Genomic DNA, 13865 nt, shown 5'->3' on the forward strand with positions numbered 1-13865 from the left:
GATAATATGAAGTTTAATAGATTTATTATGATAGTTTTAATATTAATGCTTATTTTTAGTAATTTATCTTTTGCTACAGAAGATTTACTTGTTAAAACTAATGAATTAACCCCTTTTGATGCTTCTGCTTCAAAAACAGATGTAAAAAGTTATGGTAAAGGTATAGAGATTCTAAAGAATTCATATTTTAATGATATTGATTCTAATGTATATGAAAAAGATATTACAAAATTAGCTTCACTTGATGTAATAAAAAAGTTTGGAGATAATAATTATTATCCATCTACAGATGTTACAGGGTATGAAGCTTTGGGTGCCTTAGTTAGATTGAGTGGAAGAGGATCTGCTGTTGAAACAAGAGCACTTCCACAAACTACTGGTATGAATATGGATGGTATAAGAAGAATTTTTAATCAAGAATATCTTAATGAGGCTCAAACACTTGGGATAGTTTTAGCAAATGAAACAAGGGATAATAATGTACCTGTTACTAGGGAAAATTTTGCTCTTTGGCTAGGACGTGCTATTGGTATAACTCCTGCAACCGATGGATTAACAAATGTATACGCATTTAGCGATTTTGAGCAAATATCTCCTAGTAATAGAAGTATGTTAGAATCTATTGTTAGAAATAATATAATGATCGGAAATGGAGATGGAAGTTTTAATCCTAAAGGAAATTTAAATCGAGGTATGCTTGCTTATGTTATTGATAATGCACTTCCATTTGCAAGTAATCTTTTATCTTCTGAGTCGAAATTTGCAGTAGTTTTAGATATACAAAATTACGATAAAATGAATAATAATAACAATGTGAAAAACCGAGAAATAACTGTAAGAAATATTGATGGAACATTTTCAAATATAAAAACAAGTTATAATCCTAAAACAAGACAAAAATCAGATTTTGTATCATATAAAAATGGTATTGTTTCAGATTCAAGTAATATTGCGGTTGGAGATTTAATTGAATACACTTTATTGAATAAAGAAGTACATTTTATAGAAGTTATAAAAGATGAGAGTTTGATTAGTAAAATCAATAAAGATTTAACAATGGATAATACTTTAAAAAAATATTATGGTACTATTTCAAATATTTCATTCGAAAAAGTTCTAGAAGCTAATAAATTTATGAATAAAGAAAGATTTAGAATTAAAAATTTTGATGGACAGATTATGGATTTACTTATCAGTACTGATTTACAAACGCATATTAAAAAAGATGCCGTGGTTTATAGAGATGGTAAATTTGGCGGAACAAGTTTACTTAAATCGGGAGACGATATTGAATATCTAGTTAAAGATAATAAAGTTGTATATATAGCTATAAAAAAAATTGAGTCTAAAAAAATAAGTGGAACTATTAGGCATTTATATCAAGAGCCTACAACTAAAGAAATAACTCTATCTTTATTGGATTATGATGATAATATTGTTGATTATAGAGTTTCTAAAAATGTACTTACAATGATTAATAATAATTACGGAGAAGTTATGGATTTGCAGTACGGTGAAGATGTAGTATTAACATTAACGAATGGTAGTATTTCGAAAATTGTTAGTGATGAATTTATTGAAAATCCTGGTTATATTCCTAAATATGGTAAAGTTAGATTTGGGACAATATACTATCTTTATCCAGATAGTATATCGGTTGAACTTTCCTCTGGAGAAAAAAACCATTTTGTTATTTCAAAAAACATTCCAATAGTAAAAAATGGAACAGTCATTTCTTCAAGAGCGTTAAAAGAAGGAGATAAGATTAAGGTTTATTTTGATGATATATATTCAAACAAAGCTTCTTTAATAGTGGTAGAAGCAGCTGAAAGAATTATAAAACAAGTCTATAAAGGAAGGCTTTCTGACGTAAATGAAATTACAAATACGATTACTATAAACCGTACTCAGTATCTTAAAAATAAAGATTGGGTGAATTCGGATAATTATTCTAAAGATTTAAAATTAAAAAAAGATGCAGAAATATACATTAATGGTAGTAAAATTAATGTAGGTGAATTATCTAAAATTTATAAGGGTTCAGATGTTTATATAGTAGTAGAAAATTCCTTTGGTAAAGAAATAGGGATTAAAATGAATATAAAGTCTGGAGGAGAAAGATTTTATTACGATAAAATTAATATTATTGATAAAAATATTGGTGAAATGGAGTTAAATAATCAAATTAATTTTAAGATTGACGATGGAACGATAGTTCTAAAAGATAGTAGAATTCTTAAAGCTGAAAAATTAAAAGCAAAATCAGATGCTTTTATTGTAGCGGGATTTAATAGTTATAATAATAATTATGCTAATATTGTAAAGATAAATTCAAAAGGTGATGATGCTTTTGAAAACATATATATTGGGAGTATTGAAGAAGTTCATGCAGGGTATTTTAATATGACCAATAATGCTACTATAAGTGATAATGTATGGGAATCGATTAAAGAAAGCAAATCTCAAAATTTTTATTTTAATAATGATTCATATATTAAAGATCTTACTAAAAATAAAGAAATAACGTTTTTAGATTTTTTCCATGATAAATATGCTAAAAAAGAGACTGAAGATATAAATTCTTCGGAGGGATTAAAGTATAAAAGATATTATGGGGTTGTAGTTACTGATGAAAAAGGACAAGTCATAGGATTAAATATAAGACAAAAAGGGCTTATGAAAGATCAAAATATAGATGATAAATTAAAATATGAAAGCGATATAAAAGATGAAATTGAAAAAACAGTTGAATCATTTGTATTATCAAGAGGAATAATTGATGAAGTTCAATCAGAAACAAATAGAGTGAAACTTACAGATGCGCTAGATTGGATTGATGTAAAAGGTATGTGGGTTCAAAATCCAGTTGATAAATATGTTGAATACGACAGTGCTATTATTATTAAAAATGGTAAGGTTGTAAGTTATGAAGATTTAAAACCAACAGACTATGTATATATTATGAGAAGTAAAGAAAAAGGACTTGTAATAGTTGTTGAATAGGAAAGTATATTTTAAAAATAGTGATAAAGGCGTGATTAGTATGGAGAAACATATAAAAAGAATAATTAGTATAAATTTAGTATTTATAGCCTTAATAATCATGTCTTTTGCTTCATTTGGAGAAATTGCAGGTTCCTACGGTGGAATTACAGGTGACCCTCAGTTAAAGGTTGGTGTTTTTGAATACGAAGAAGTTACTTTTATAACGGGTGAGCCAGTTATTCTTAAAGGCACAGTAACTATTCCGCCAGTGGATAAATCACCTTTAAGTTATAATATGAGTTATACTTATTCTGCACAAAATACTGAAAAAAAAATAGTCCTATCAAGAAAAATAACTTACTTAGTTACAAAAACTATTGATAAAGCTAATAATCAAACAATAACGAAAATTGATATGACAAAGTTTGATGAAAATTATAGTGTTGGTTCAGATACATTTTCGCTTGGAAGTTTTTTATTTGATAAATCAAAAATAACAGATAATACGCCTGCAGTAGATTATTTTTCTGGAAATGTATATTCTAAACGAATTTTTTATAAGAATGGTGATGCTATAAGCAATAAAGGTAAGTTTACTATTGAAACAAATACAAAATCTTTAGTAGGATATAAACACAAATGGGGAAATCAAGAAACAGAAATATTAAATGAGAAGCTTGAGTATGAATATTTAAATCCTAATTATGATTCAACTAATGCATCTTCATCAAAATATTTGAAATGGACAGGAAATGCAACGCTAAAAATGTCTTCAACAAAAAAAGTGGATTTTTTACTTCAAGGTACTGATCCTCAAAATATAAGTTTTAGAAAAAATTATATTCAAACTGATTCAGAAATAAATTTATTAAGCTATAAATGTAATTTACCTACATTAGTAAGTGGTGGTAGTTTTAATGATTTAAAAAGAAATTCTTTGGAAAATAGTATTAGAAAAGATATAACTTTAGATACTACAAGTAAAATTGTTCCTAAAATAAAAGATATTGGAGGGTATTGGGCTGAAAATAATATTTTTCTTTTAGCTTCAATTGGCATATATGATGTAATTCCAAATTATTTTATGGCTGATTTACCTATTTCAAGAATTGAATTTGCAAAAGAAATTGTTAGGGCTATAACGGATGATTTAAATTATTTAGATGATGAAGCCAAACTTAAGCAAAAGTTAATTTTACTTAAAAGGCCTACTGCTGTTAAACCTGATAATTTTGATGATATTGATCTAAATTCTAAAGATTCTTTTTATACATCATATGTTAAAGAAAAAGGAATAATGCATGGAATGGGTAATTCAGGAGAGTTTTTTAAACCATATCGTTCTCTTACAAGAGCGCAAGCGATAACGATAATGGTAAATGCACTTGGACTTTCTGATATTGCTCCTAAACCACCATATAAGACTAAATTTAAAGATGACGCAGATATTCCACTTTGGTCAAAAGATGCTATATATATTGCTAATGAAATAGGGCTTGTTTCTGGGTATCAAGATGAAACAATAAGAGCAAATGGTGAAATTACTAAAGGAGAAGCATCTGTTTTAATTAAAAATTTTATTAACCATTTAAAGGATAATATTACTTCTGATTACAGAGAGAAGGTTATGAGTAGATATTAAAACAGATGTATTAATAGACATTTTAGCCTTAAAATTACTTGCATTATTTTTAGCATATGGTACAATTAAATTGAACTTTGATTCATTAGTAAAGTATTTGTTAAAGAATTTTCTTGATACTATCTTTGTAGCTTACGCTGCCTGGTAGATGATGTATTTTAGGAATTTTTATTAAAAAAAGTATTTACCAAGAATTAAAGAAATAAAAATTTCGGAGGAACATACTATGAATGGTACAGTAAAATGGTTTAATGCAGAAAAAGGATTTGGTTTTATTACAGCTGAAGACGGAAATGATGTATTCGTACATTTTTCTCAAATCAACAAAGATGGTTTTAAAACACTAGAAGAAGGCGAAAAAGTAGAATTTGACGTAGTTGATGGCGCTAAAGGCCCTCAAGCAGAAAACGTAAACTCTTTATAATATTCGCGAATAATATAAGCGGTGCGATAAAACAAAAAAAGGCTAAATATGAGCTTGCTCATTATTTAGCCTTTTTTTTGTTTTTATCATAGGGCTAAAAGCCCGTGACCTAAATCACCGAAGGTGATTTAGGTCGCACCGCAGTAAATGGGAGTGTGAAATCACCGAAGGTGATTTGGGTCGCACCGCAGTAAATGGGAGTGTGAAATCACCGAAGGTGATTTGGGTCGCACCGCAGTAAATGGGAGTGTGAAATCACCGAAGGTGAAGGGTGATTTACTTTTAGAACTTAATGGGTTTTAATTTGATTATTTTTATCAAATTAAGACTCATTTTTCTTTTCATTTTTAAATAAAATTAACCTTAGTATAAATAAATTGATTTTAATTTTATATATTGGGTAATAATGGTTTAACGAAACATAAATAGTATTTTGAAAAAGGAGGTATCAATAATATAAAAGATTTATGAAGCTTTAAGGTTAAGAGATTTATTTATTTTGTTAAAAAATAAATTATATGTAAAGGAGGTAATCAGATGAAATCAAAAAATCGATATTTGTCACGAATGATGGTATTAATATTAATTGTGACACTTGTCCCAATAGCCCCTATAACATTTGGAGAAGATGCAGGATCACCATCTTTAAGCGAGTCATTAGCAAAATCAAACCAAATGCTTACATGGGTAAATGATACAAATAATGGAGCGATAGGTAGCGGAGTAGGACAAGTTAGTCAAGTTGCAATTGATGATTTTCAAAGTGTAGTAACTTCGGTTGAAAATGGAAAAGTCACTGCTACAACATCGCAGGGAGCAATTTCCGTTACAGATGAAACAAATTTATTAAATCAACTGGATAATGGTTTCACTAGTTTTAAAAATGCAGTTAATGAAGCTGACAAGTCTACGATTTCATCTGATTTAGATAATGCAGTAAATCTGATAACAGCTGCAGTAGAAGGAACTAATCCTGGAGATTATGGTATTGGTTCAAAAGCTGCTTTTCAAACGGCGATTGATGATGCTATGAACGTTAAAGAAGATTTATTTGCTAAATCTGAGGATGTTGTAAATGCGGTTTCTAATCTAGCAACTGCAAAAACAAACTTTGAATCGACGCTTGTTCCTGGTGGACAAGGACCTAGTGGATCGATTGATGATTCAATAATTAATATTTCGTATGGTGTAGATCAAGACAATCAATCTTATATTGAATTTAAAACTACAAATGCGCCTTCAGGTGAGCTTTATTATGCAGGCGTGTCAAAACTTAGTTTAAGATTAGGTGGAAGCATAGTTCCTAAAGTGATTTTTGGAGATAATTCGGGTTATTTAGAAGATATACTTCAAAAATACAATGTGAAATTGATTGATCTTTCAACAAGTACTCAAATCAATGTACAAAATTTTTGGGGTCAATTTAGGGATGTTTATAGTGATAATAATACTAATACACAAGACAATAATACAAATATTCTTGAGATGAACTTAGAGTTTAATCCTGATGATCAAAATATAATTAAATATAATGAAACTTATAGAATTGTTTTTACAGGAAAACAAATAAATGAAATTGTTAATGGAATTATGTCATCTGTATATGCTACAGGAGATCCTAATTTAAATATTAATATAGCAGATAATTCTTGGAATGACTTGGCAAGAGGTAAAACCACTTTTACTAATGCGGTAAATGCTGATAGTAATCCTCCTATTGAAGAATTTAATGTAGACAGTACAGTTCAAATGATTGGTTCAAATATTATGAGGGTTGAATTAGGTGATTTAACAAACTTTACTACAATTAAGTCGTTAAAATTAGCAATTGATGCTGATCCTAATTCACAATTAAATTTACCTACAAAGCCTTTGGATATTTCAGTAGGCAACGTTAATTTAGCAGATGTTTCACCTCTTAGTGAGGCAAATTTTAATGGCCTTTATTATCCTATTGATTTAGGTAGCTCTGTAATAACTGGTCCAGCAATTGTTGTTATCGAAAATAAAGATAGCTCTATAAATCTTAGGGATGAATTTAGAGAATATTTTAATCAAAGTCATGAAAATGCGAATTTGTATTTAAATGCTTATGATTCAACTGGTAATTTAGTAGCTTATAAAGTTTTTGATAAATACAGTGAGAGTATGTATGTAAATCCTATGTTTGAGTTTGAAACATTGACTCCGCCATTTACTGGATTTTATTATGGAAATCAAAATGATTTGAAATTTGATTTTAATAATACTGGTGTACAAGATTCTCCGCAAATAATCATTGAAGGTAGATCAACTTATGATAGTACTGCTACGGACTTTATAATTAAGATGCAAAATCAAGGTGATGGAAATTATAGTAAGAATTTTAGTTTTATTAATAAGAATGATAATAATTTTACTGGTGTTCCAGATACCATAGATATGAATCAAGACTACTGGCAAATTCCTGTAAATATATTTGCAAGCAACTCAATTGTCTTATCTAAAACAATAAACGCTCAGGAATATACTAAAACGTTTACTTGGAAACCTGATAACACAGTAATAGAAAACTTCTTTAATGATGGAAATGTAAATATGGAAAATCAAAAAATTGGTTTAGATCAAACAGATATTTATATTGATTTTCCTAGAAGTGAAATAAACCTTTCAAAGTTGAAAGTTGAGATTGAAAAAAATATAGTTGTTGAAGGTGTAAGTCAAACGGTTAAAATAGCTGAGTATTTAGCAAGTACTTCAGAAAATATTGAGATAGTCGATGGGGATAATACAAGACAAGTAACGAGAATTCATTTTTCGGAAAATCCTGATTTCTCTAATACTTATAATGAACTTATGGACTATGACCAAGTAAGTACAAAATTAATTTATACAGACTCAGAACTTAGCTTAAATGCAAGTAAGATATTTGGGGGAAATTTAAGAATTGATAATAGCCCGCCTAACCCTAATATGGATTATTTTGATGGAAAAGAAACTATTGATGGAGTGGATTATTATAAATTTGCTATTAACTTAAACGATGAAGTAGATCTTGCTGATATGAAAGCAAATTTTAGTAAATATTTTGCAGTATATGATGATAAGAATGTATTAACGAGTATACTTCCTGTTGATGTTCAGTGGTACAGACCTAGTTTCCGTAATGATAATGATCCTTTTCAAGATATTAAACTCTATTTTGATGAATTTATTCCAAGGGGATATTCCTTAGCATTCCTTGGCGCAGTAAAACAAAATCAAAATGATAAAATTGACTTTTATAAAAAGGATGAAAATTTAGTTTTGAATGGGAAACAAATTGGACTAGTATCTGTGAATTTTAGAATACTTGATGATTCTTCTCAGATTCAAACAATTGAAAAAAATATTAATGTGACAACTTCAGGAGCAATTAGTGTAACGACTTCAGGGGCGATTAATGTTAATATGGATACTCCTTTGGAACTTACTCCAAGTCAAGTAACGACTGGTGCAAGTATCTTTGTCTATGGACTATCAGATAATCTTGGAAATAAATTAGTTGAAGAAAGAATTATGCCGCTTGATATGTCAAGTGATATTATTGGATATATAGTTGATGCTGATGGTAATTTTGTTGTAAATACTGAATTGTCGTTAGTTCCAATTCAAAAAATTCCTGTGGTTAGTACAGATACTGCTAATGATTATTACCAAGAAATTGTAAATGTGAAGACTAACAAAAATGGTAAATTTACTACGCATATTTATCCTGGTGAGTATCTAGCTTATCAAATGGCAATTATTGATGATAATGGCAGAAAGACGGTCAAAAAGTTAGATTTTATTATTAATATAAATATTGCTAGTAGTAAAGAAAGTACAAATATGAACATTAGTATTCCTGAAAGTAATGTTACTGGAAATGTTGTGCGCTTGGGAGACATGAAATATAAAGAAACGATTGTTTTAATTGATTCAGCGCATTTACAAGATTTTATAAATGCAACTGATCCAAATAATCATGAAGATAGATGGAAATTAATGGACATAATAAAACAGTTTTATATTAAAGAAATTAAAACAGATGGATCTGGAAGTTTTGATATTCATTTAAGACCCGGTTCGTATGAATTATTAGGAAAATTTTCAGGTGACGATATAGTTACTCCATTGTCAGTTAATGGAAGCGATTTAAATGCAGGACAAAAAAGTTATAGTTTTGTAGTTCCGTCTTCAGGAGCGACTTCTATAGATAATGTTGTATTTCCTCCACCAACAGTCCAAGGTTATATTAAAACAAGTGGAGATGTAGCTGAAGCTGTGCCTGTTTCAAGAGCGTGGGTTGAGGTAATCAGCGATAACGGAATTTTCTTCAATGCTTTAACTGATGATAGTGGATATTTCTCACTTACAGTTAAAGAAGTTGGCAATTACAAAATTAAAGTAGTTCGTACCGATTGGGATTATAATGGTGCAGGTAAACTATTTCTTTTAAATGGAGCAGGTGCTTTTGCAATTACTGAGCAAAACACAATAGATATGGCAAACGGAACGTACACTGTGCAAAATCTTGGTACAATCAATATGCCTTCTCCAAACATGGTGTTAAACTACACGGTTGATGGTGATCCTATAAGTGATGGAGAGTGGAGTAGTGTAGAAATTGAAGTTATTCCAGACGTAGAGGGTCAAGGAGAGTTTAGGGATTGGATTCAAGTACCTACTAGAACGGCTCAAATTGAGCTTTATTTACCTGATGGTAATTATGGCATTAGAAGATTTAATTCTGGTCCACTTTGGTATGATGTACCTGAAGCTAATTATTCAAATTATAATTTTTCTATTCCAAGTGATTCGACCTTTGAAATTGATCTTGGATCTCAGTATAATACAACAATCCAAGTAAAAGACGAAGATGGTGCTCCAATGGAGGGCTATAGAATAGAAATAGAAGATATGGATAGTAATATGTGGTTTTCTCAAATGACTAATGCTAGTGGTAATGCATATTTTAATATTGATGTTTCTAATCATACAGATGGAAATAATAATATTAAATTGCATGGTTATTCGTATAAAGAAAAATGGTATGAAGCTGGAAGTGGAGATAATAAGCCGACATTTGAAGTGTTGACTACTAATAATGGTTCAAATAAAAAAGTTTATAATTTAGTTATTACAAAACCTAATTTTAGAGGTAAAATATATAATTTAGTAGTGGGATCAAATGGTGAACCTGTTGGTACTAGTGAAGAAATTGATGCAGCATTATTAACAGATGGTCATTTTGATATTAGGAAAATAGGAACTGATGGAGCAAATGATGAATGGTTCGGTGCTCAAATTGACAGTAATGGTAACTTTGAAATTGCCCTAACAAATGAAGGTCAATATATGATTGAAGGTGCTAGTGGTAATGAAAGAGGTTCATGGTTTGAAATTAATAAAAGATTTGATGTTAAATTAATAGAAGGAAAATATGTGCTTGTAGATCCAGTAACCTTTAATCCTTGGACTATGCCAAAGAATATTGGCCAAACACCACCAAATTTTACTGGTTATTTATTTAGAAGCGCAACTTTTATTGACTCTGTATATCAAGCAGACACTGGTATACCATATGATGGTGGAACTGATGAAAATCAAAAAAATTATATGCAATTAAGAGAAAAAGGGATCGATAAGGAGTTATTGAATATTAGTCCATGGATGTATGAAAAATGGGTTGAGGTAAATAATGACGGTTCTTTTGCCGAGACTCTTGATGAAACGAAAAATTATGAAGTGGTTGGAGTTGGAACACCTCGAAGGTATTATGAATTCGCAGAAGCTATAGATATTACTATAGGGTCTGGAACAACTAATTATATTGTTCCACCAAAACCAAACTTTAATGGAGTGGTTAAAGGATTTGGGAACTTAACAATATCTAATTTAAGAAATGGACGTGTTGAATTAGAATATCAACAAGATGATTTTAATCAAAGATTAGGAACTGAAATTGATGAAACTGGTTCTTTTGGAATGTCTTTAGAAGATGGTAAAACTTATATAATTAGAGAATTATGGTATGAAACAGAAGAAACAGTAGATGGAAATATAGTTTCTAAACAACATAGAATGACAATAAATAAAAAAATTACAGTTGGTAGTAATTCAAGTGATTTAGTATTAGCTCCAAATCTTAAAGTAGTGGTTGAAGGTGTAGTAACATCAGGAAATATTCCTTCTAATGAAAATGATAATAATTATCATGCAAATATTACACCTGTACTAAATGAAACAGATTTTCAAAATTTATATGATACGACTAATCCACCAACAGAAGATGGAGAGCCAAGTAAATCGGATAAAGAATTCGATAGATATAAAAATAATCCTTGGGAATTTGGAGTAGGACTTGAAGGTAAATATGAAACAGATGGTAATATTTATTTCTACTCATATTTAGATGATGGAGATTATAAATTTGACAATATTAATGGATATAATTTAGATCTTCAAATAGACGAACCTATTTCTCTTTCAGCTAGTGCATCAACTGGAGAAGGTTTAGTTTATGCTAATGGTTCTTACACATTAACTCTTGGATATACTCCGAATGTGACAGGTTCTATTACTGAAAATGGAGTAGGTGTAGGAAAAGCATGGGTTAATATTCAAAGAACAGATGTTGATTATAATGATTGGACTATTAATCGTATGTTTGGAACAAAAACGAATGATGATGGTACATTCAGTTTGAAATTAAAAGAAGATGGCGATTATAGAATTGAAGGTTATAATACTGAAGGTTACTGGCAAGGTACTAATTGGGTTAATGGAAAATGGTCACCTTTAGGATATAATTTTAAAATTGTTAACGGAGTATTAGCAGATTCACTAGGCAATCCGTTATCAACTATTTCGCTTGAACCGAATGTGGTTGGTGAAGTATTTAAAATATTTAAAGATTATGATAATAATAATTTAGATGATTTTATTTATCAAAGTACACCAAATGTAGGCGATTATGCACAAATCAAAAAAGCTTGGATTTCAATTTGGCCATACGAATTATTGGATTCTAAAACTGATGAATATGGTGTTGATTGGGATCATTGGGATAAATCAATTTGGACAGAAACAGACGAAAATGGTTTATTCAAATTAATGCTTGATGATGGAAAATATATTATTACAGAAGTAGGTATGAATAACTTTAGAATGACTCCTGAAATAGTCTTTACAGTTTCTGGAGGCCAATTAGTTTCAAATGGACATACTGAAAATGGTAAATTAATTATTAAACCAGATCTTCCTAACTTTAAAGGTCTAGTATATAGCGACGAAGCTAAAACTAAATTGCTTAAATTAGGATGGTTTAAGGTAGTTCCTAAAGATGTTGAAGAAAATGATTGGAAAAACATTGTTTGGATTAATACTGACAGAGAAGGTAACTTTGAATCAAAATTAGATGATGGAGATTATAATATTGTAGAAATGGGAAATTACAATTTCTGGAACAAAGTTAATATTCCTATTAAGGTTACTAGTGGAAATGTAACGTCAACGATATCCAATATTATTACTGATGGACAAGCAACTATATTCCCACCAGCACCTAACTTGAAAGGTATTGTAAAAGATAAATCAGGTAACAGCTTCTTTGGTAGAGCTTGGATTACAATTAAACCAGCAGATGCAGGAGAAAATGATTTTGAAAAAGCAATTTGGTCAGAATATAAACTCCATGATGATGGAAAATATTATTTTGCATTAAATCTTGAACAAGGAAATTATAAGGTAGTTGAAGTTGGTTCAAATAATTTTTATTATAATTCAAATGTTCAATTTACCATTGATTCTGCTTTGAATTTAGTAACTGATTCAACGAATCTCGATGTAAATAATCAATTGGTTCTTGCACCGCCTACTCCGAATATTTCAGGAATCGTTTATGGCGATATCGACAATGATGGTGTAGATGATGTTGTTTCTAATGCGAGAATTGGATTTGCTAGATTTACAAATAATAAACAAGTCACTTTGGATGGATTAGAAATTTCGGATAATGAACAAGGCTATGATGAGTGGGCAAATATTTATTGGCAACATACAAGGTGGACAGAAACTAATGAAAATGGAGAATTTGCAATATCATTGCCTTCTGGTGGTACTTACAGAGTAATTGGTGTAGCAGGTCAAGGTTTATTCTTTAGACCGAATACTGAAATAACAATTGTAGGAAATGAAACTTATAATTTAGAAATTAAAAAACGTGGACCAAATGTAACATTTAATATTTTAAATGTACCAACTTCAATGATTCCTCAGCAAGGAGCAAATGTTGAAGCTTGGTTAGATGTTTACCAGACTATAGACGGTGAAAAACAATTTATGCCAGTTGAATTTGTTTCTTCAACCAATGGTACATTTACTTTTAACTCATCTCTACTCGATGGCGATTACAAAGTTGCATTTTTTGGAACTGCTGTTGGAGGAGCTGAATTAGAAGAAGAATTTACGGTTAATGGGACAACTGTAGTTCCAATAAATCTTGGAGAAGAAACAGGAAAAGTTATAGTCAGCGGTAGTTTAATGAATCAACAAACTGCATATAGTGAAAAAATGTGGGTAAAATTTAGCTCAACTGTTAATGGTGTATTTGTAGAAAAGAAAATTCAAACAGATGAAAATGGACAATTCACATTAAAATTAGATGCAGGAACAACATGGACACTAGTAGGGTTAAGTGGTAAAGATGGAGCCTTTAATCTAAGCGGTGTTACTATGAATTATGATACAGGAACAAATTTAAGTACTAGCTGGAATATTGATATAAGTACGTTATTAAACAATTAGAAAACT

At 29.8% G+C, this 13865-nt stretch carries 4 protein-coding genes; all 4 read left to right on the forward strand.

Annotated elements, in window-relative coordinates; all coding sequences use genetic code 11:
- The first annotated feature begins 6 nt into the window (after positions 1-6).
- The 4 genes from AACH12_RS00475 (at position 7) to AACH12_RS00490 (ending at position 13859) form a co-directional block, all read left to right on the forward strand.
- Positions 7-3003, forward strand: a complete 2997-nt coding sequence (locus tag AACH12_RS00475) for an S-layer homology domain-containing protein (protein WP_338536130.1) — start codon at positions 7-9, stop codon at positions 3001-3003.
- Positions 2996-4627: an S-layer homology domain-containing protein gene (locus AACH12_RS00480; protein ID WP_338536131.1), complete on the forward strand. Its 1632-nt coding sequence runs from the start codon at positions 2996-2998 to the stop codon at positions 4625-4627. Before AACH12_RS00475 ends, AACH12_RS00480 begins: the two co-directional genes overlap by 8 nt.
- Before the next feature lie 226 nt (positions 4628-4853).
- The gene (locus AACH12_RS00485) at positions 4854-5051 is read left to right on the forward strand and encodes a cold shock domain-containing protein (protein WP_338536132.1); all 198 of its coding nucleotides are present in this window, start codon (positions 4854-4856) and stop codon (positions 5049-5051) included.
- 537 nt (positions 5052-5588) lie between these two features.
- On the forward strand, positions 5589-13859 hold the full coding sequence (locus AACH12_RS00490) for a collagen binding domain-containing protein (protein WP_338536133.1): 8271 nt from the start codon (positions 5589-5591) through the stop codon (positions 13857-13859).
- Positions 13860-13865: the final 6 nt, after the last annotated feature.

Origin of the sequence: Helicovermis profundi, assembly GCF_033097505.1 — a bacterium.
Classification (GTDB): domain Bacteria; phylum Bacillota; class Clostridia; order Peptostreptococcales; family Acidaminobacteraceae; genus Helicovermis; species Helicovermis profundi.